16 protein-coding genes are annotated in these 20,495 nt (G+C 44.3%); 8 read left to right on the top strand and 8 right to left on the bottom strand.

From position 1 onward, the window contains the following. The 4 genes from AC6RV6_RS15110 to AC6RV6_RS15095 form a co-directional block, all read right to left on the bottom strand. Positions 1–1,327 (bottom strand): hypothetical protein (locus AC6RV6_RS15110; protein ID WP_500241698.1); only part of this gene is annotated, 1,327 nt, incomplete at its 3' end. 90 nt (positions 1,328–1,417) lie between these two features. Further along, a complete protein-coding gene (locus AC6RV6_RS15105; protein ID WP_500241697.1) occupies positions 1,418–2,356 on the bottom strand; it encodes a phosphatidate cytidylyltransferase in 939 nt (312 codons plus the stop codon). Between the two features lie 150 nt (positions 2,357–2,506). Continuing rightward, entirely contained in the window at positions 2,507–3,097 is a 591-nt protein-coding gene (cbiT, locus tag AC6RV6_RS15100; RefSeq protein ID WP_500241696.1) for a precorrin-6Y C5,15-methyltransferase subunit CbiT, read from the bottom strand. Between the two features lie 60 nt (positions 3,098–3,157). Beyond that, the gene (locus AC6RV6_RS15095) at positions 3,158–4,165 is read right to left on the bottom strand and encodes a zinc-dependent alcohol dehydrogenase family protein (protein ID WP_500241695.1); all 1,008 of its coding nucleotides are present in this window, start codon (positions 4,163–4,165) and stop codon (positions 3,158–3,160) included. Positions 4,166–4,182: 17 nt separating this feature from the next. Between AC6RV6_RS15095 and AC6RV6_RS15090 the strand changes: the two genes are divergently transcribed. From AC6RV6_RS15090 to AC6RV6_RS15070, 5 genes are all read left to right on the top strand, one after another. After that, positions 4,183–4,914, top strand: coding sequence for a peptidylprolyl isomerase (locus AC6RV6_RS15090; RefSeq protein WP_500241694.1), 732 nt, complete (start codon positions 4,183–4,185; stop codon positions 4,912–4,914). A gap of 60 nt (positions 4,915–4,974) precedes the next feature. After that, the gene (locus tag AC6RV6_RS15085; protein ID WP_500241693.1) at positions 4,975–7,920 is read left to right on the top strand and encodes a peptidase domain-containing ABC transporter; all 2,946 of its coding nucleotides are present in this window, start codon (positions 4,975–4,977) and stop codon (positions 7,918–7,920) included. 52 nt (positions 7,921–7,972) lie between these two features. Further along, positions 7,973–9,490 carry a beta-barrel domain-containing protein gene (locus AC6RV6_RS15080; RefSeq protein WP_500241692.1) on the top strand — a complete coding sequence of 506 codons (1,518 nt, stop codon included), beginning with the start codon at positions 7,973–7,975 and terminating at the stop codon, positions 9,488–9,490. Between the two features lie 433 nt (positions 9,491–9,923). Further along, positions 9,924–10,178, top strand: a complete 255-nt coding sequence (locus AC6RV6_RS15075; RefSeq protein WP_500241691.1) for a hypothetical protein — start codon at positions 9,924–9,926, stop codon at positions 10,176–10,178. Between the two features lie 490 nt (positions 10,179–10,668). Continuing rightward, the gene (locus AC6RV6_RS15070; protein WP_500241690.1) at positions 10,669–12,351 is read left to right on the top strand and encodes a calcium-binding protein; all 1,683 of its coding nucleotides are present in this window, start codon (positions 10,669–10,671) and stop codon (positions 12,349–12,351) included. 213 nt (positions 12,352–12,564) lie between these two features. Here the strand turns inward: AC6RV6_RS15070 and AC6RV6_RS15065 are convergent, their stop codons facing one another. Genes AC6RV6_RS15065 through AC6RV6_RS15055 form a run of 3 tightly spaced genes read right to left on the bottom strand, consistent with a single transcriptional unit; the run spans position 12,565 to position 15,765 of the window. After that, positions 12,565–13,101, bottom strand: a complete 537-nt coding sequence (locus AC6RV6_RS15065; protein ID WP_500241689.1) for a GNAT family N-acetyltransferase — start codon at positions 13,099–13,101, stop codon at positions 12,565–12,567. A gap of 10 nt (positions 13,102–13,111) precedes the next feature. Next, positions 13,112–14,329 carry an ABC transporter permease gene (locus AC6RV6_RS15060; RefSeq protein ID WP_500241688.1) on the bottom strand — a complete coding sequence of 406 codons (1,218 nt, stop codon included), beginning with the start codon at positions 14,327–14,329 and terminating at the stop codon, positions 13,112–13,114. 14 nt (positions 14,330–14,343) lie between these two features. Beyond that, complete coding sequence (locus AC6RV6_RS15055) at positions 14,344–15,765, bottom strand: efflux RND transporter periplasmic adaptor subunit (protein ID WP_500241687.1); 1,422 nt, start codon at positions 15,763–15,765, stop codon at positions 14,344–14,346. Between the two features lie 160 nt (positions 15,766–15,925). Between AC6RV6_RS15055 and AC6RV6_RS15050 the strand changes: the two genes are divergently transcribed. Then, positions 15,926–16,771, top strand: coding sequence for a tetratricopeptide repeat protein (locus AC6RV6_RS15050; protein ID WP_500241686.1), 846 nt, complete (start codon positions 15,926–15,928; stop codon positions 16,769–16,771). A gap of 92 nt (positions 16,772–16,863) precedes the next feature. Here the strand turns inward: AC6RV6_RS15050 and AC6RV6_RS15045 are convergent, their stop codons facing one another. Further along, the gene (locus tag AC6RV6_RS15045; protein ID WP_500241685.1) at positions 16,864–17,268 is read right to left on the bottom strand and encodes a response regulator; all 405 of its coding nucleotides are present in this window, start codon (positions 17,266–17,268) and stop codon (positions 16,864–16,866) included. Between the two features lie 144 nt (positions 17,269–17,412). On the opposite strand from AC6RV6_RS15045, the gene AC6RV6_RS15040 reads away from it, so the two are divergent. Together AC6RV6_RS15040 and AC6RV6_RS15035 are read left to right on the top strand one after the other, a co-directional pair. Further along, complete coding sequence (locus tag AC6RV6_RS15040) at positions 17,413–19,914, top strand: DNA gyrase/topoisomerase IV subunit A (RefSeq protein WP_500241684.1); 2,502 nt, start codon at positions 17,413–17,415, stop codon at positions 19,912–19,914. A gap of 70 nt (positions 19,915–19,984) precedes the next feature. Then, positions 19,985–20,495 (top strand): leucine-rich repeat domain-containing protein (locus AC6RV6_RS15035; protein WP_500241683.1); only part of this gene is annotated, 511 nt, incomplete at its 3' end.

Genomic DNA, 20,495 nt, shown 5'->3' with positions numbered 1-20,495 from the left:
TAGCTGGAGTTTGAGATTTAGCTGGAGTTTGAGATTTGGCTGGAGTTTGAGATTTGGGTTTGGTCGATTTTGTGGGTGTTGGAGCAGATTCTTCGAGTTCGTGTAGTCGTTTGAGAGAATTTTCAAATGTAATGAGATTGGGAATATCAAGATCTTCCTCCTCGGGTATTTCGGGAGTCTCTAACTTGGGAGAGTCGGCTAAGAGGAAATCTCGCAAGTCTTTGAGGGGATCGTCGAGTTCTTCGGAACGGGGTTTAAAAAGACCGTAATTCGGTGAAGATGGGTTTTTGCGTTGGCCCTGCTCTTGACTCGAACCATTTTTGCGTTGGCGATCGCTTTTAGCTTTGGGTCTTGTGGGTGGCGGTGGAGGGGTTTTCCGGGTTGCTTCCGGTCGTTTTGAGGATTGTTTTTGCAGTGATTGTGACTCGGTTGGTTGAGGTTGCTGGTTAACGTTTGAGGGAGGAGATGCTGAGGGAGGAGATACGCGGCGATCGCTACCTACTGACTCGAGTTGAGAGGAGGTTTGAGGAGAATTGCTTGGAGACTGCGCCATTGAGGAATTGTCCAGTTGGGCTGGTGAAGTCGTACTGATTTTTTCTTCTGGGGGAGTTAATGCGGATGCAGGCGAAGCCGAAACAGGAGAAACAATTTTGCGTGTTTTCTGGTTTTCGTCTTTTGCTTCTGTTACAAGTGGTTGTTCTCTAGGCATTTCTTGGGGGATATCCACCTCGGAAACCTCTGGTGCAAACTGTGTGGGGTCGATTAAACCTTCAAACAGAGCTGGCATATTTTCTGCATCTGTCAATGCCGGCCATTCATCATCGGAGAGGGTGGGGGTTTCGGGGAGATCGGTAGGTGCAGGCTGAAATTTACTAATTTTCTGCGTCCAATTTGGGATGGACGACGAGGCGGCTTCTTCCTCTTCGGAGAAGCGAGAATGCGTTGAATCTGGAGGGGTTTGACCGAGTAACTGTTCGAGAGCATCAAATGTTAATCCGGCTGACTCTGAATGGGGTGACTCTGAATGGGGTGACTCTGAATGGGGCGGTACTGATGGAGGAGCAGCACTTTCTGGTGCTTCTGGAGAATTATTTTGCGGCGAATCATTTTCTGACTGGCTACTTTCTCGGGACAGATTTGGCTCGCTCAAGTCTTCCTCTTCTGGTTCCGCCCAAAAATCGAGTAAATCGTCCCAAGAGCGAGTGCGCTTTGCCGCATCTTTTGCCGCATCTTTTGCCGCATCTTTTGCCGCATTGGTCGAACCTCGAGACGGATTTGCTCCGTTTCCGTTGGCGTTCTCTGAAGTTGAATTTTGTTTAAACGTCATAATCCACTATCCCCATCTCGAGGGCTTCAACCTAATAAAACCAATAGTAATTCAATTCTTAAGTGTCCGTAAAGAAAGGCGTTGAAAATTCTAAAAAATCGAGGCCGGCAAGAGCGGTAAGATCAAACTGATAAAATAGTAAACCAAGGGGGCTGTAAAAACATAGCTATCCGTGCGATCGAGGATACCGCCATGACCGGGGATGAGTTGCCCGGAATCTTTGACCCCGGCATCTCGTTTCATCATGGATTCGGTGAGATCTCCTAAAAGACTGGTGGTGCCAATTAATCCTCCCATGAGAATTCCACTGATCTGCCAGCTATTCCAGTACAGGTACCAAGCTCCGAGCGTGGCAACGCCAATACTGCCGAAAATACCAAATAAAGCGCCTTCTACTGTTTTTTTGGGGCTGATATGAGAAAGCCGCGTGCGCCCGAAAAATTTACCCATGAGATAGGCTCCGATATCCGCAGCCCAGATACACCCAAAGGCGAGAAATGTTGTTGTTAAGGCGGGAGAAAGATGATGAATGTTTAAAACATCCGACCAAGGGGGATTGAGGGCCAGATGAAGGAAGGAGGCGGTATCGACCGAGATGGGTACTTCGATCGCGACGGATTCTGCGATCGCTCTGAAGTCAACTTGAGGAAAATCTACGCGCAGGCGAATCCAGTAACTCGGTAAATACCCGCCATAAAATAATCCTAGGATCGAGGTGGAAATATCGGCAATGGTGGCGAGTTTGGGTTGAAAAAGCAGGTAAAAACAAATAAAGGTTCCACCAATGGGAAATAAAGCATCGGTCAAATGGGGTGCGATCGCAGCAGCAATCAGTAAAATTTGGGAAATAATCAGGGTTGTTTTGGCGGCTGGTGCGATCTCTTTCGATCGCACCATTTGAAAATATTCTAATTGCCCTAAAAAAACGATAATCATAAATCCGACGGTAAAATACCAACCACCGGCAATAATCATCAATAGCGCAATGGCGATCGCGACGATTGCACTCAGGATGCGAGACCAAGGCATAAGCAATTTATTATTCAAAATTCAATATTCAAAATTTAATATTAGGCTCGAACAAATATAAGGTTAGGTTAAGAGAATCCTATCAAACATTTACAGACAAGAGGACAGGAATTACGATTTTGGCGAATGGTTGGTTCTGTTGAGCCTCCATTAAAATTTTTCGCCACTCAAAATGAAGATGGGATTAACCGCAGCGAAGGTTTGATGAATGCCTCGTTTCTCGAGACGGTTGGCAGAGGATTGTACTACTTCAAGGTTGCGAGCTTGCAGTTGGGAAAATCCTTCTGACAGGGCGTAAAGACTTTCGAGGTTGCTGGCGGTGGCGACGAGTCTACCGTTAGGCTGGAGTTCGTTCCATAAGGCTTTTAAGATAGTCTGAATGGGTTTTCCCCCTTCCAAGCAAATTCGCGCGGGTTTGGGGTGTAAATCTAGTAAGCAGTCCGGTGCATTGCCTTCGATGACGTTAACGTTTTTGACTTCAAAGCGATCGCAGTTATTGCGAATTAAATTGGCAACGTCTGTATCTCGTTCTACGGCAACAATTGTACTCTGCGGGCAGAGCAATCCCGCTTCTACAGGAATTGTTCCCGTCCCCGCACCAATATCCCAGAAGACGGAGTGGGATTCCAAGCGCAGGGCGGAGAGTAGCAAAAGACGAACTTCTCGCTTACTTAAAGGAATGCCCGGAAGTCGTTCGAATAGATTGTCGGGAATACCCGGAGTGGTGTAAGGCCAGAGCATGGTTGAGAGATGGGGGGATAGGGGAGATTTATCAGATTTTCAATGTTCAATCCCTAAACCTCATAGAGGGACTGTTAAGGCAATTTTGCCCGTAGACGAACCCGTTTCGATCGCTTGATGGGCTTCTGAGGCTCGGGCTAAGGGAAAGGTTTGACTCAGATGGATTTTTAATTGACCCGTATCGATCCATTCGGCACATTGACGCAAAATTTGACCGTGATAATGTTGCGCCTCGACGAGTCCTTCTAACATGGGAGTTAACATCAATTCCAGGCTCAGACGTTGATTGCGCTTGCGAGCAAGTTTGAAATTGCCCCGCTCGGCATCGGGTTCGAGGAGCGTTACTAAATCTCCACCATACTTCACGGCGGCGATGGTGTCGAAAAAGGTCTTTCCCCCAACGGTATCGAAGGCGAGATCGACTCCTTTTCCTTGGGTCCATGCGATCGCTTCGGCCGCAAAATCTTTTTGTCGATATAAAATCGGGCGATCGGCTCCTAACTGTCTGACCAATCTTTCTTTATCGGGAGTGCTGATGGTGGTACAAACTTTCGCTCCTTTAATTTTCGCAAGCTGAATGGCAACGTGACCGACTCCTCCGGCTCCGGCATGAATTAAGACCTTTTGCCCGTTTTCCAGCCGTCCTCGGTCGTATAATGCCTCCCATGCGGTGATTAAAACAAGGGGTGCGGCTGCCGCTTCAGCAAAAGAGAGGGTTTTCGGTTTGGGAGCGAGATAATGTTCTTCGACGACGGCATATTGAGCATAATTTCCCGTCCCGGTTTGTCCGAGGCCGCCAAAGCAATAATAAACTTCATCCCCGGGTTTAAATTGGCTGACTTCTGAAGCAATTTCTTCCACAACTCCCGCCCCATCACAGCCTAAAATTGCTGGCATTTGTTCGGGAAAAAATGTTCCCCGGCGGCGAATTTTCGTATCGATGGGATTCACTCCCGCCCCACGCACTCGAATTAAGATTTGATTGCGTTTGTGTAGGACGGGTTTGGGGATATCTTGGAGATGGAGAATGTCTGGCGCACCGGGTGCGGTCATTAAAATTGCTTGCATTGTCATTTAAAACTGCCATGCCCAATACCTTAACAATCAATGGACAAATGTTTCCTGTCGAGGAAATCATCCCGTTTTTGCAACAATATCAGTTGTTGACACCATTGGTGAGAGAGGTTCTCGTCGATCGCGCGATCGCTTCGATTGTTTGTGGGTCGGAGGAGATAAGAGAGGCGCGAGAAACCTTTTATCGGCAATTTCCTTCCGAAAATGCTCGGCAAAAATGGCAAGAAGATACAAAAATAACTCCAGAACGAGTAGAAGCGATCGCGGTGCGGAAGTTAAAAATCGAGAAGTTTAAAGAAGCGACTTGGGGACCGGAGATAGAGTCCTATTTTCTCAAACGCAAACCGTTTTTAGATCGCTATGTTTATTCTTTGTTAAGAGTGAAAGATATGGGTATTGCTCGAGAGTTGTATTTTCGCTTACAATTGAAAGAACAACCTTTTACAGAATTGGCGCGGGAATATTCTCAAGGGTCGGAACGCTATACGATGGGGATTATCGGACCCGTAACCTTGGATGTTCCCGACCCTACTTTAGCGAGAATTTTAGCGAGGAGTCCTAAAGGAAAACTGGTAGAACCAATTTCTTTAAAAGAATGGGTTGCGATTATCAGGGTTGAAGATGTGATTCCCGCACAATTGGATACGACAATGCGGAACAAGTTATTGGAAGAACTTTTTCAACTTTGGTTACAAGAAGAACTCAAAACGGCCAAGATCGATTACAACAATAAAGGGAGTTAAGTTGGTCGCTGCGTCAAATTTTGGGAATGGGTAAATTTTCCATTCTTTTAATGAGGTGAGATGGACGCGATCGGTGATTTTTTGGCGGAAGTATATCCTTTTTCTCTCTTGTCGGCGAAGGGTTTGCAGGTATTGCGCGATCGCGTGACGCCCTTACGCTATCCGATGGGACGGCGAATCATTCAACGAGAAATAATTCCCGATCGCTTGGGGATATTGTACCGAGGACGAGGGCGCTTATTGGGAACAGATCCGCGCACGCAACAGTCTATCCCTTTGTCCAAGTTAGAAGCAGGCGCTATTTTAGGAGCATGTGGTTTATGTCGCGAGGTAGCGGGAGAAGAAGTGATTGCTTCGGAGGATGCGATCGCATTAATGTTATCTCGGGAGGATTTATGGGAACTTTTTTCACAGGAATTGGTTTTTAAAAACTCTTTTCTTCAGCAATGCTTTCCTGTGGAACTCTGCGATCTCCTCGGGGGAGATTTGGCAAAACAAGCGGATAGTACTTACGATCTAAGAGAGTTGGTTTTAAAGGTTTTACCCGAGGCCAAGGTTTACTATTGCAAGGATCGAGAATCATTAACGCATCTATATAATAAGAAGCGGATTTTCTTTGTGAGTGGGGGAGAAATTCCGCAAGGGACGATCGGCGATCGCGTTTCGGCAAATTCTCCGATTTTACAAGATCGTAATGGGGGAGAAGTCCGTCTGATAAGCATTCCAGCGTCTTTTTTACAGAACTCTCCTTCGCCATGCGAACCAGAAATCTCCGACTCGCATTGCATCGAGGCGATCCCTCTTGCACCAGTGGTAGAACCAATCTCGGAAATAATTCCCCAAAAAAAGCGCGATCGCTATCCTTTTGTCTATGGTAAAGATGCGATCGCAGAGACATTAGCCTGTTTTCAAATGCTGGCAAAACATTTAGAAATGCCCTATCGTAACGATATCGTTCGTCGAGTCGTGTCGGATCGGTTTAAGAAGCAGAAAAGCCTCACCTTGGAATTCTGTGCGGCGGTGGGGGATTTACTGGAATTACAAGTTCAATTAGTCGAAACATCTCTCATCAATTTTCCTCGCCTTCCTCTCCCAGCATTCATAATTTGGGGAGAGAGTTTTGCGGTGTTATACGAATACGATCGCAATAAAGACGAGATAATTTTGGGCATTCCTGATGCGGGAATTCAACGCTATTCTCTGACTGAATTAGAGTCAGAATGGGGAAACAAAGGTAAAATATTGCTCTTGTCTAAAACATCTGCAACCCCGCAAGATAAATTTGGTTTATCTTGGTTCGTTCCAGCAATTTCTCGTTATCGCATGGTTCTGACTGAGGTGTTTATCGCCTCCTTTTTCGTGCAGCTTTTTGCCTTAGTCAATCCTTTAATGACTCAGCAAATTATCGATAAGGTTATCGTCAAAAATGCACCAGATACCTTGCCAGTTTTTGGGATTGTTTTGTTGGTTGTCGCCGTTGTTGAAGCTATTTTGACCACCTTACGGACTTATTTATTTATTGATACTACCAACCGGATTGATTTTGGCTTAGGATCCGAGATTATCGACCATCTTTTGCGCTTACCCATGCGTTATTTTGGCCGTCGCCCTGTAGGGGAAGTTTCTAGTCGAGTCAACGAGTTAGAAAATATCCGCAAATTTCTCACAGGGACAGCATTAACGGTGGTTTTAGATGCACTTTTCTCGGTCATTTATATCGGAGTAATGTTATTGTACAGTCCGATATTAACAGGCGTTGCCTTGGGTGTGATTCCTGTATTTATTGGCTTAACCTTACTGGTGTCTCCTTTGATTCGCCGTCGCTTGAAAGAAAAAGCAGAATGCAATGCTCAAACCCAATCTTATTTAGTAGAAGTTTTAAATGGAATGGAAACGGTAAAAGCCCAAAACATTGAAATGCGATCGCGTTTTTCTTGGCAAGAAAAATATGGTCGCTATATCGTCGCTGGATTTAAAGCTATGCAGCTATCAACCATTGCTGGATCGTTAAATGGATTTCTCAATAAATTATCGGGTTTATTAGTGCTTTGGGTCGGTGCGGGATTGGTTTTAGAAGGCAATTTAACCTTGGGGGAATTGATTGCTTTTCGCATTATTGCCAGTTATGTCACCAGTCCGTTGTTGCGTCTATCCCAGTTATGGCAAAACTTTCAGGAGACAGCACTCTCGTTAGAACGGTTGGGAGATATTGTCAATCATCCGCGAGAATCAGAAGGAAGCGATCGCGATAATTTACCTCTGCCCACGATCCAAGGAACGGTAAAATATGAAGATATTTCCTTTCGTTTTGGCAATAGTGGTGCGCTGCAATTAAACAGTATTAATTTGGAGATTACGGTAGGGTCATTTGTGGGAGTTGTGGGGCAAAGTGGGTCGGGAAAGAGTACCTTAGTAAAACTGTTGGCACGTCTGTATGAACCCTTGGGAGGACGAATTTTATTAGACCGCTATGATATCCAAAAGGTAGAATTATATTCTCTTCGCAGCCAGTTAGGAATCGTACCACAAAATACACTGTTATTCGATGGAACCGTGAAAGATAATATTGCCCTAACTCAACCTGATTCCACCTTTGAGGAGATAGAAAGAGTTGCTAAATTAGCCATTGCCCACGAGTTTATTATGGAATTACCCAATGGTTACAATACCAGAGTGGGTGAACGAGGCTCTAATCTGTCTGGAGGACAGCGACAACGCATTGCGATCGCGCGAACAATTCTGCAAAATCCTCGTCTTTTGATTCTCGATGAAGCTACCAGTGCTTTAGATGCAGAAACAGAGTTACAGGTTTGTAAAAATCTCAAAGCAGCGTTTAAAGATCGTACAGTTTTCTTTATTACCCATCGTCTCGGTACAATTAAGAACTCAGACATTATTTTAATGTTAGATCGAGGACGATTAATCGAACAGGGAACTCACGCAACATTAATGCGTTTAAATGGGAGTTATTGCTGTTTATTTAAGAAACAGATGGGAGAGAATTAATGATTTTACTTTTCGTTATTCTGTATTCTTTACTCTTACAAGGAGATTGACAATGAAAATGAAACGAGATAGCACTGCATTGGCTCAAATTAAACCCAGAGATTTGTCTGAATTTTTAGAACCAGAGGAGATTGAAAAACCAATCTTTTTAAAGCAGTCTCCCATTTGGTCGAGGTCGATTTTATGGACGCTTTTAAGTGTTACAATGTTGGGGATTATTTGGGTTTGCGTCGCGAAAATCGATCGCGTTATTTTTGCGGCGGGAGAATTAGAACCCGAGGGGGAAGTCAAGGAAATGCAAGCACCAGATAATGCAACTGTGGGACGAGTTAACATTCAGAATGGAGAATGGGTAGAAGAAGAGGATACCGCGATCGTGTTTGAATTTGAAACACTGGAAAAAGAGAAAGACTCTCTCGAAAAGCAACAAGTTTTGTTAGAGAAAGAGAATCGTTTTTATCGCAGTCAGATCGGAAAGAGAAGCAAAGGAAGCGATCGCATTCTCTTTTCTCTCGATCTCGAACCAGAAATTCTCTATTTAGTCCGAAATCGTACTCATTTAATTGCGGAAAATAACCTATTTCGATCGCAGTTATCGGGAAATAATCCCAGTCCCAGTTTAAACTCGGAAAGATTGGCGCGTTTGCAAGCAAATCAAGCGGAATTTGAGTCTCGGGTTGCAGTGGGAAAAACGCAGTTACAGCAAACTAAAAAACGTTTGGATCAGATGGAAATTCAGTTGGATGATGCTGAGAAAAACTTAGCGATCGAGGCAGAAGTTTTTCGCGATATGAAACCTGTTTTTGAACAAGGAGCAATGCCAAGATTACAATACAAGCAACAAGAAATCAGAGTAAATACAGCGCGATCGCGGATTAATTATATCAAGGAAGAACGGGAAAGAGTGCATAGTGAAATTAAACAAGCAGAGGCACAATTAAATAATACAGTAGCCGCAACTCGAGTGCAAATTCAAGATAAAATTGCCACTAACGAACAGCAAATAGAAGAAATAGATAGTCGTTTGGGAAAGATTGTTTTAGAGAACGAGAAACAATTAGCAGAAATTACCAGTCGTTTAGGACAAATCGAACAAATATTGCGCGATCGCTTTTTAGTTTCTCCAATTGCGGGAACGGTATTTGAGTTAGAAGCAGGAACGGGTTTTGTGGCAACACGAGGACAAGTTTTATTTAAAATTGTACCAGAGGATATGCTCGTTGCCGAGGTGTTTATTAAAGCCGATGATATTGGATTGATTGAAGAAAATATGCTAGTTGATGTACAGCTAGAAACCTTTCCAGCCAGCGATTTTGATTATATTGAGGGGATATTATTTGAGATTGGTTCTGATGCGCTTCCTCCCGATGAATTGAATCCTTATTATCGCTATCCAGCGCGAATTCAATTAAAACAGCAAGAGATTGAATTGAAAAAAGGTAAAATGGTAAGATTAAAACCGGGGATGCGAGTCAATGCTAATATTAAATTACCAGACAAGCAAAGAATTATCGATATTTTTGCCGATTCCTTTATCAAAAAGTTTCGCAGCTTGAAAAAGGCAGATTAATTATGTAAGCTATGTATTCTTCTCGTTTTTTAAAAAGTGTTTCTTGTGAGACAAAGAGAGGCGAATATGCGGTGATGCAAATTGCTTCAGAATAATGCAATTTACATCACTTCGATCGATCTACAATTCAACATGAAACTGATAATAATACTTTGAGTCAATTTGCGACAAAAATAAAATATAAATTCCGACAAATCGAGAAAAATTTACCGTTATAATCAAGAGAAAATTCTCTTAGCAGGGTTTAAATGAGTTTATGTGTATCGTCTGAAAAGGCTGTCAAGCCTATATTTTTCGCTAAATTTATTTAAAGACGACAAAGTGTCGTAATTTGTTCCCCCAGGATGACATTTTGTAAAAGAAACCGAATTCTTGCATAAATTGTCTGGAGAATTGCCAATAAAACATTAGAGGTGCAGGAGACTTCATTGCTATGCCGAATATCCAACTGCGCGATCGCCCGCAAATGAAACAAACCGAATCAGAATCTCGCCCCCCGCAACTGGAACAAGTTCTCGCGCACATTGAGAAACTATTGCTAGAAACGTGGCGGGAAACGGGTTACGGGGAGTTGATCGTACAAAGCGATCGCATTCGCGAAAATAAAATTAGTGTCACGATTAAAGGCGGAACTTATTACCGTTACATCATCAGCGATGAGGAGGTGCAAAACTGGAGATCTCAGTAAATTCTAAGTTTTTTATGCTGAGGGGTTGTTATTTTTGGAATAAAGGTGTTATTCTTTTTTTGTAGATTAAAAATCTACTTTCCCAGACTCGCACGGTAGAGAGTATCGGCGATTGGGGTTATTCCTGAAAGTGCGGCACAGCCAACTTAACTCCCTTAAATTGGTTGAAGCACTTAACTTCAATTCAACAAACTTAATATTTACCCTCCCGATGGGTGTGAGTCTCACGGGATGGGGAAGTTCTTCTTGACTGATTTTCGGATTTTTCCGAGTGCGATCGGTTGACCCCACATAAAGGGCGCAAGCGTTGTACCCCTACTGCGATGAATTTCCTTTTTATCCATCCCAATTTTCCGGCGCAGTTTCGCCATTTGGCGGCGCATTTGGCAAAAGACTCCACCCATCGGGTTGTTTTTATTGGCGATCCTAGGAGCATATTCCGAGGAATTTCTTCGGGTTCAAACAATATTTGAAATTAGAGGTACTAAAAATGACTGCAAATTCAACTCTTTTACCCGATACCGCTTACATCGATCTGGAACGACACGATCTCAGTAATTGGGAAATTACAATTACTGATGGTGGAATCCTCGATGGTGTTTATAGCGGTTGGTGTATTGACTGGGGAATAGATGGTGTAGATGGTGTGGCCAATGTGTACTCGAGTTATGAGCCACTTCCTGACAGCATTACCTACAGAATTAATGAAGAATATCTCGATTCAGTCAATTGGATTTTGAATCAGACTTGGGGTTCTACATCTCCTGAAGGCAATGGTTTTCAATGGGAAGAGGTTCAAAATGCAATTTGGTCTTTAATCGATGCTGGCGATATCCTTTTTCCATCCACGAGCGATCCAGATACAACTTACATTATCCAACAAGCGATACAATATGGAGAAGGTTTCATTCCTGATGCTGATGATAATGCAGTGATAATTCTGCAACCTCAAGATGGAGGACAAGTCGTTATTATTACTCCAGAAATTCCTAACGATCCCGCGCTGGATATTGAAAAATATGTATCGGTTGATGGAGGGAAAACGTGGGTAGATGCTGACGATCCAGCCGGTCCTATCTTGGTTGAAGATACATTCGATCCTGTTTTTAAATTTGTTGTTGAAAATACAGGAGATGTTGATTTACGGGACATTACTCTTTCTGATAGCGATTTCGACCTGAATGGAGCAGATCCCGGAGAATCGATTACAATCGATTTTCTCGCACAAGGTGAAACCTATGAATATTACTTTACCGCTCCTTGGGAAGTTGGACAACATACTAATACAGCAACAGTCTCTACTGATTATATTGACGAAATCTTTGACCGAGAGATTACTGTTGGCGATAATGATGATGCGAATTATTTAGGTAAAGGTGTACCTAAAGTCACAGACGAAGCATTGTGCGGCGTTCATGTCACCAAAAATTCCCCAGACACCGAGATTGATTTATTTAAGACTTTTGACGATCTCGATAATGAAGATAGCGAACTGACTTTTACGATTGAAGGGAACAACAATCCCGAGCTATTTGATGGTGTAACAATTGATAGCGAAACAGGAACTTTGATTTTAGATTATAACAAGCAAGGAAGCAATGTTCCGGGCGATGCTGAAATTACAATACGGGCAACCGATCCAGACGGTTATTCTGGTGATTACAAGTTAGATGTATTCGTTTACAAAAATAACGATCCCATGCAAGATGGAACGGACTGTAACGAATATTTTCATGGTGGAACTGGTAAAGATATCATTGCTGGAAATGGTGGTGATGATGTGATATTTGGTGGTAACGGTAAAGATGAATTACTTGGAGGTGACGGCGATGATATTTTGGCAGGAGACTTTGGGAATGATGAATTATTCGGTGGTGAAGGCGATGATATTTTAAATGGTGGTAAAGGAAGTGATATTTTAACCGGAGGCGGCGGTAAAGATATTTTCACTTTAGCTTCTGGAGATGGTTTCGATACAATTAACGATTTTGAAGATGGTATCGATCTAATCAGTTTAGAAGATGGCTTGACTTTTGGGCAACTGGATATTCAACAAGACGGTGACGATGTTCTGATTTCTGTCAATACTAATGGCAACAATAATAAAAAGTTAGCCACCTTAATTGATTTTGATGTCAGTCTCCTAACACAAGAAGATTTTGCCATCGTTTAATTGTATGGGCGCAATTCTTGCTTGCGCCCTTGCTCATAATTAACATTCCAATCGCAATGAATTAACAATAATTTTTTGTGGCTTGGGTGTATAATATTTGTGGGGTTATATCGCGATCTGCCGAAGATTAAAAATCTCTTGAAATGGATTGGGGACTTGATCGTAAAATCCATCAATTTATAAACTCTGAAATATCCCCAATTCTGTGTAATTTTATCGAGCTTTCTTATCTCGTTCGTAGTCGATTAATTTTCCATAATATTCGTGTTCTGTGAGATTCATTGATAAGAAAACGTGCTTGCGTTCGCCATTAAATCCCTTGCGTTTAAAAAAGTTAATCGCAGCCGTATTTTCAGGATCTGTATCTGCTAAAACCAATTGTACATCTTCACCGATCATGCGTTCGATGAGTTTATCGACTAAGCGATCGCCAACTCCATGACGTTGAAAATTTGGCTCGACTCCCATCCAATTCACATAACCATAAGTCACTGAATGTTTGGTAAAAATTGTACCCAAAATAAACCCGGCTAACTCTCCTTCAATTTCTGCAACCAAACAATATTCCCAATCTGTATTGTACAATCTGGCGACTTCCCACTCGTCCCAAGTCCGATATAGAGAAGGATAGCGATCGCGAGTAAATAACCGTTCTCCCAAATGATAAATCGGCGCGAGATCGTCAATATTGATATCGCGAATCTCAATCGTTATTTGTTGTTTGTTACTGGTTATTGGTTGGTTGTTCATTGTTCACTGTTCAAAGTCTTCTCAAGGCAACAATCGGATCGAGTTTAGCAGCCCGACGAGCGGGAAAAACACCAAATCCCAAACCAATTCCTCCCGATACTCCCACAGCGAGAATAACAGCAAAAGGGGAAATTACGGCGGAAAGCGGCGAGACAATACTCACCAATACAATACCGCTAATGCCGACAATGGTTCCCACTACACCCCCCACCGCAGAAACGATTGTTGCTTCGACTAAAAATTGCGATAAAATATCTTTTTCTTTTGCACCCATTGCCTTTCTCAGACCAATTTCCTGCGTGCGTTCTGTCACAGAAACTAACATAATATTCATCACCCCAATGCCGCCAACAATCAAAGAAATTCCGGCAATTCCCGCCAGTAATACCGTTAAACCTTGAGTGACAGTGCCGACAATCGTTAAAATATCTTTTTGAGTTCGGACGGTAAAATCATCTTCATCGACAATATTATGACGCAGGCGTAATAAATTTTCGATTTGAAACTGAGCGGCGTTAATACTATCTGTATTTTTTGCTGACACAGAAATAAAACTGACTTCAGTTCCGTAAATAGAAGTTTTACCGACTAATTGATTGGCCATTGTTGTGAGGGGAACATACATGACATCATCTTGATTTGTTCCTAAAAATGCGCCTTTGGACTTCATTACCCCAACGACTTCAAAGCTAACATTTTTAATGCGAACTTTTTCGCCAATAGGATCGCGATCGTCAAAGTATCTTGTCGCAAGTTCCGATCCCAAGGCGACAACCTTTGTATTGCGCTTAACATCAAGGTCATTAATAAAACGTCCTCGTTCGATTTCAAACTCTCGTACCGGAATAAATTCTGGCGTGACTCCAGCGACTAAATGCTTTGCATTTCTATCCTGATATGCGGTTGTTAGTTGTAAGCTAATTTGTGGAGCAACTTGGTCGATAGAAGGAACTTGAGTTGCGATCGCATTGGCATCTTCTAAGACTAATGTTTTCGGTAAATCAAAAGTCGTTTGTCGATCTTGTTGCGATCCCGGAACGATAAAAATGACATTCGGACCGAGGGATTGAAATTCGTCATTCGCGAGTTTTTGCGCCCCTTGTCCGAAGCCAATCATGGCAATGACCGAGGCATTCCCAATCACAATTCCCAACATTGTCAACGTACTTCGCAATTTATTACTCAGCAAAGTACCGATCGCCATTCTGACACTTTCTGTAGTTTCCATTGTTCAATTATCAATTACTCATTATCCGTTACCTGTCTTCGGTATTTTTCAGGGAGTTCGATGAAAACGCGATCGCCTGGCTCTAAACCGCTAGCGATTTGAGTTTTGTCTTCAATCGTTGCCCCTAAAGCAACCTTTCTAAACTCCGGCTTATTATTGTCGTTGGCAATCATAACGCCTTGTTCGCCGTCTCGAGTCACGATCGCTACCGTGGGAATCACCAGCGTACTCGAAAGTTGTTCCCCCACAAAGGTGACATCCACATTCATTCCCGACAGCAATCCTTTTTGATTGGGATCGACAGCAATTCTCACTTCAAAAGAGGTAACGTTATCCTCTACCACGGCTTCGGGAGCCACCAAACGCACGAGGCCGCGAAATTTGCGGCCGGGAAAAGCATCGGCGACAATTTCTACGGGTTGCCTCGGTTGCAGTTGGCTGACATCAATTTCGGGAACTTTGGCCAGAACTTCCAAACCCCGAGCGATCGCTAAAATTGAAGTTGAAGTCGCGGAAGCCGTGGCCGAGGCTGAAGTGGTGGGGGCAATAAAGGCTCCCGGAGTCGCATATCTTTGGGTGATAATGCCCTTAAACGGAGCCTGCACGATGGTATCTCGAGCGATGACCTCCAATTCTTCAACTTGCGCCCGGGCGGCTAAAACTGCGGCCTGCAATTGAGCGAGTTCAGCTTGAGAAGTGGCTTCGCGTTCGGCGCGTACTGCTTGCGCTTCTTGGAGATTAGCCTGCAATTGAGCAATTTCCGGTCGCGCCGTTCCCTGTTCTCGCCGGAAAGCCTGCTGTGCGTCCCGTAATTCTGCCTCCGCCGCCCGAAATTCTATAGATGCGTCGTCAAAGGCATTTTCGGAAACGGCTCCAGCTTCCGTCGGGACTTGATAGCGGACGAGGCGATTTTTTGCCCGTTCATAGCGTTCTGTCGCGCCAATAACACGGACTCGGGCTTGTTCGATTTCTGTAGGAATTCTCTCCTGTGCTTCGATTCCTCCCGCCACAGCCCCATTAACGCGAGCGCTTGCCTGCTCGATTTCGAGGGGAATTCTTCTTTGGGCAATTTGAAAATTTGCGGCGGCTTGTTGGAGGTTGGCAACGGCTTGCTTGCCTTGAGCGCGAATTTCTTCATTATCCATGACCGCCAAAGGCTGCCCTTGTTCGACTTCCATGCCTTGTTCGACCAAGATTTGTCGGAGAATTCCCGCGCGTTTAGGACTAATATTGACACTATCAACAGGAGTGACGGTTCCGCTTGCTTTGACGCGAACGCGCAGGGATTCTTCTTCAACGAGAACGGTAAACTGTTCGAGTTCGGACTCGCCAAAAATGGTGTTATAGGTTATCGCGCCAACACCAATAATACTGGTGCTGGCAACGCCGACAATGAGCCAAGGGAGAAAATTGCGCGATCGCAGAGAAAATATCATTTCGGTGAACGGTGAACAACGAACAGGGCTTTCAGTTTAAATCAGAGGTTTGAGACCTCATTTGTTTTGGGTGATGGGGAAGGGATAAAACAATTCTTCGAGCTTCTGAACTATCATTACATAATGATGATAGTCAATAGCAAAGGTTTGAAGCGATATCGTGCCTAAGAGGAACTGGTTACTTTCGGTTTTAGCAATCACAGGGTCTTGGCAATTGGCTGCCCCAGCCTTTGCACAAGCCTTGCTACCCTATACGTTTAACTTGGATGCCAAGGATTTAGAAGAAAATGGAGTCATTCTCGTACAGGATGTCGTCCAACTCGTCCGCTTTGAGCAATATGGTTTGGCGGTTCCCCGCGCTAAGCTGGCAACTCAGTTGGCTCCCAATATTTTTGAATCTTGGTTTATTTTAGGAAGTCTGTACGTTCAACAACAAGAACTCGATCGCGGGATTGGCGCATTACTCAAGGCGCAAGAACTCGCTCCTGAAGAACCGGGTATTTTATTTACCTTGGGATCGGCTTATTTCCAAAAAGAACAGTTTGAAGACGCGTTAGAGGTCTTGGAAGCGGGACTCAAACTCAATCCCGATTCCATTGAAGCCCTGTTCGATCTCGGTAATACTTATTTGATGTTGCAACGCTATCCCGATGCGATCGCCTCCTATGATGTTGCGTTTGCTCAACAAAAAGATTTCTGGCCGGCAATTAACAATATTGGCTTGATTAAATACGAACAGGGAAATATCAAGGGCGCGATCGCAGATTGGAATAAAGCCCTTGCGGTCGATCCAGGAGCCGTGGAACCCAAACTCGCGATCGCCATCGCCCTCTACATCGAAGGACAGCCCGAACGGGCTTGGCAACTGGGAGAAGAAGCCCTCGCCCTCGATCGCAAATATGCCGAGTTAGACTTTCTCAAGGAAAATCTTTGGGGCGAGCGACTGCTGGCCGATGCGGCGCAGTTTTTGGCCACACCGCGCATTCAGGCCCTTGTCAGTCGTTAAGCCGCTAACAGAAAAATTAGCAAATTTGAGAGAACTTGCTAATTTTTCTGTTATACAGTACAAGAATATTAGTTGAAAAATCGTGAATTGTCCTATTCTTCAACTTCGGGTAAAAAGCGCTTAATCTGAGCGACAAACTCTTGGTGATCCACCACGGGTTTAGAGATATAGCCATCAGCCCCGCTTTGGTTGAGGAAATTTTCGCGATCGCCTTCCATCGCATGAGCCGTGACTAAAATAATCGGCAAATCAGCCGTGTTTGGATCGGCTTTTAACATTTGCGTAATTTTAATGCCATCAACGGCCTGTCCCTGATAAAGGCTGTGAGAGAGGGAAACATCCATTAAAATAATATCCACCTCCCGATTTTGAGCAGCCTTCATCACTTCTTCAACATTTTCCGTCCCTTTAACCTCCAAACCGCCGCGTTTTTTGAGAATCTTAGTAAAAACGCGAAGATTAATGGGATCGTCTTCTACAATCAAAACGGTTTTCATAGACGTTAATCGCGAACAATGCGGATAAAAATGAATTGAGAGAGTAAAGGGGGAGGCTTTACCTTGTGTAATATTCCCTTTATTTAGGATAATCCACCAACCCCTCTAACGCGGTAAGAAAAATCATTAAGGACGCAAGAACTCATGGCCAAACAGTTAAACCTGCTAGAGACCGGACAAATCATTCCGACGGCACTCCATACGGAAATGCAACAGTCTTATCTAGAATATGCCATGAGCGTCATCGTTGGTCGAGCATTACCCGATGTGCGAGACGGTCTCAAACCCGTCCATCGCCGGATTTTGTATGCCATGCACGAATTGGGGCTAACTCCCGATCGCCCCTATCGTAAATGCGCTCGCGTGGTGGGGGATGTTTTGGGGAAATATCATCCCCACGGCGATCAGTCGGTATACGATGCCCTCGTTCGCATGGTACAAGATTTTTCCTCCCGCTATCCCCTTTTAGCAGGTCACGGCAATTTCGGCTCTGTGGATAACGATCCGCCCGCCGCCATGCGTTACACGGAAACAAGGCTGGCGGCGATCGCCCATCAAGCCATGTTGGGAGAAATTGGCGACGCGACAGTAGATTACACCAACAATTTTGACAATTCTCAAGAAGAACCCGTCGTTTTGCCGGCTCAGTTGCCCTTACTCCTCCTCAATGGCTGTACGGGGATTGCGGTAGGTATGGCAACGAATGTCCCGCCCCACAATCTCAGAGAATTAGTCGATGGCTTAATTGCCCTCATCGATAAGCCAGATTTGTCGGACGAAAAACTCTGGAAGTTAATTCCGGGTCCCGATTTTCCCACAGGGGGGGAAATCGTGGGGATTAAAGGGGTTCGGGATGCTTATCAAACCGGACGGGGAATTATTACCATGCGGGGAGTCGCCCGCATTGAAAAAGTTCTGGTCGGAACAAAGCGACGCAGGGAAAAAGCGGCGATTATCGTGACGGAATTGCCCTACCAAGTGAATAAGGCGGGGTGGATCGAAAAAGTTGCCGATCTGGTTAATCAAGGGCGCATTGAGGGCATTTCCGACATTCGGGATGAAAGCGATCGCGACGGAATGCGGGTGGCGATCGAAACCAAACGGGATGCCAACCCGAGGGAAGTCCTGCGCCAACTCTACAGGTACAGTGCCTTACAGAGTAATTTTGGGGCGATTTTACTGACTTTAGTGGATAATAAGCCCTGCCAGTTGAGTTTGCGGGAAGTGTTAGAAGCATTTTTGCAATTCCGCGAGCAAACTCTTATCCGCCGCTACACTTACGATTTAGAAGAGGCAAAACGTCGGAAACACTTGGTAGAAGGTTTATTGGCGGCGTTAAACAATCTCGATCTCACCATTGATATTCTCCGCCACGCTCCTGATGGAACCACGGCCAAAGTCAGCTTGCAGGAGCGTTTGGGGATTAGCGAATCTCAGGCCGATTCTATTTTAGCCATGCCCATGCGCCGCTTGACGGGACTGGAACGACAGAAACTGGAGACGGAAGCATCGGAGTTAACAGAAAAAATTACTGGGTTAGAGTTGTTGTTGGGCGATCGCCACGAACTCCTCAAATCTCTGAAAAAGGATCTCCGCACCCTCAAGCGCAAATTTGGAGACGATCGCCGCACGCGAATCGTGACGGAAGAGATGATGAAGGGAGGAGGAGAGAAAAAGAAAGAAAAGGGAAACAAGAAGGCAGAGAAAGCGCCAACATCAACCCTCAGCACGGAAAATTTATTTAGCATTCCCGATGATGCTGTGGTGGAAGTGACGCGCAAAGGGGGCATTTGTTGGCAGTCTCCTCCGACTAAGCCCAAAGCCGCGAAGAAACCAGAGGATATGTTGCTGTGTCGGGAAGCGATCGCGGGGCGAGAACAGTTGGTAGTGGTGACGGATAGCGGTAAGGCTTATCCTTTGCTGATGGGAGATATTCCGGTATCGGGAGGTAAGTCTGCACCCCTGATTAAATATCTTCCCAGTAGCGTTAAAAATAAGCGAGAAGCTATCTTTTCTTGCTTTTTTGCTCCCAAAGATATTAATAAGCATTTTCTCGTGTTGTTGACCCAAAACGGTCGTGTTAAACGGTTGGCGGGGGCTGAGGTGGAGAACTTGACCAATCGCGGCTCGGTGCTGATTAAATTTAAGGAGGACGATCGCTTGAATTATCTCGGTTGGGCGAAAGAAGGGGACGAGATGGCGATCGCGACTTCTGCGGGACGAATTTTACGCTTTACCATCGATGACGAACAAGTTCCGGTGATGGGACGCAATACCCTCGGCAATCAGGTGACGCGGGTGCGAGTGAAGGAAGAAATTATCGGCGGGATCGCTCTGCCACCCGAGCGAGATTTATTGATTGCCACATACAAAGGTTATGCTAAACGCATTCCTTTAAATCTCATTCGCAAAGCCAATCGCGGGGATATTGGCACTCAGGCGATGCAGTTTGTTGATAAAAGCGATCGCTTGGTGGGAATTATGGTGGCACCGCCAGAGAATAAACGTTTTGCCGTTATTTCGCAAACTCAACGTTTATTTTACGTCCCGGTAAAGTCCGTGGGTTTATGGGCAAAAGATGGAGTCGGCGATCGTATTTCTCAGTTGAAGGAGAATGAAACAATTATCGAAATTGCCCGAGGATAGCGTGTCAGAAACACTATAATTTTTGGGTAAAATGAGCTTATGGTCTTTATGCAAGTTTCTCTGAACTATTATGAGAGATAAATTTAACATTGCCCAGAGAGCGATCGCGCAACGGATACTACACTTAATCTCTCCAATTTTTGTTTTAAGTATATATTTAATTCAGAGTTGCTCTGTTGCTTCTACCACTGAAGTCGATCCTCGCGAATTTACTGCCTTTACAGATTGGTGTAAGTACAGAAATCACCTAAACCCAGAAGCCAAAAAAACTGTCGAAAAGCTGTTAGAAAGAGCAAAAACTCGGAATTGTCAAAAGGCTGAACATTTTTTTATTCAGAAAAAATCTCTATCGTTTCAAAATAGTGAACTTGAAGATATCAGCCCGATATCATCTTTAACTCACTTAGAAGTTCTTGTTCTCACAGGCAATCAAATTCAAAATATTTCTCCGCTTTCTTCTTTAGAAAACTTGCAAGATTTGAGACTTAGTTTTAATAAAATAGAAGATGTAAAACCATTATCTTCTTTAGACCTCTCCGAAATACTTCGGAGAGAGTATAATAGAGTAAAAAGAGTGTATT

It is taken from the genome of Spirulina sp. LEGE 11439 (assembly GCF_059821285.1).
The sequence above is the reverse complement of the archived record's forward strand: the minus strand, read 5'-3'. Positions and strand labels throughout refer to the sequence as shown.

Coding starts and splice junctions, on each gene's coding strand:
- AC6RV6_RS15105 (WP_500241697.1), bottom strand. CDS start 2,356: ATGCCTTGGTCTCGCATCCTGAGTGCAATCGTCGCGATCGCCATTGCG.
- cbiT (WP_500241696.1), bottom strand. CDS start 3,097: ATGCTCTGGCCTTACACCACTCCGGGTATTCCCGACAATCTATTCGAA.
- AC6RV6_RS15095 (WP_500241695.1), bottom strand. CDS start 4,165: ATGCAAGCAATTTTAATGACCGCACCCGGTGCGCCAGACATTCTCCAT.
- AC6RV6_RS15090 (WP_500241694.1), top strand. CDS start 4,183: ATGCCCAATACCTTAACAATCAATGGACAAATGTTTCCTGTCGAGGAA.
- AC6RV6_RS15085 (WP_500241693.1), top strand. CDS start 4,975: ATGGACGCGATCGGTGATTTTTTGGCGGAAGTATATCCTTTTTCTCTC.
- AC6RV6_RS15080 (WP_500241692.1), top strand. CDS start 7,973: ATGAAAATGAAACGAGATAGCACTGCATTGGCTCAAATTAAACCCAGA.
- AC6RV6_RS15075 (WP_500241691.1), top strand. CDS start 9,924: ATGCCGAATATCCAACTGCGCGATCGCCCGCAAATGAAACAAACCGAA.
- AC6RV6_RS15070 (WP_500241690.1), top strand. CDS start 10,669: ATGACTGCAAATTCAACTCTTTTACCCGATACCGCTTACATCGATCTG.
- AC6RV6_RS15065 (WP_500241689.1), bottom strand. CDS start 13,101: ATGAACAACCAACCAATAACCAGTAACAAACAACAAATAACGATTGAG.
- AC6RV6_RS15060 (WP_500241688.1), bottom strand. CDS start 14,329: ATGGAAACTACAGAAAGTGTCAGAATGGCGATCGGTACTTTGCTGAGT.
- AC6RV6_RS15055 (WP_500241687.1), bottom strand. CDS start 15,765: ATGATATTTTCTCTGCGATCGCGCAATTTTCTCCCTTGGCTCATTGTC.
- AC6RV6_RS15045 (WP_500241685.1), bottom strand. CDS start 17,268: ATGAAAACCGTTTTGATTGTAGAAGACGATCCCATTAATCTTCGCGTT.
- AC6RV6_RS15040 (WP_500241684.1), top strand. CDS start 17,413: ATGGCCAAACAGTTAAACCTGCTAGAGACCGGACAAATCATTCCGACG.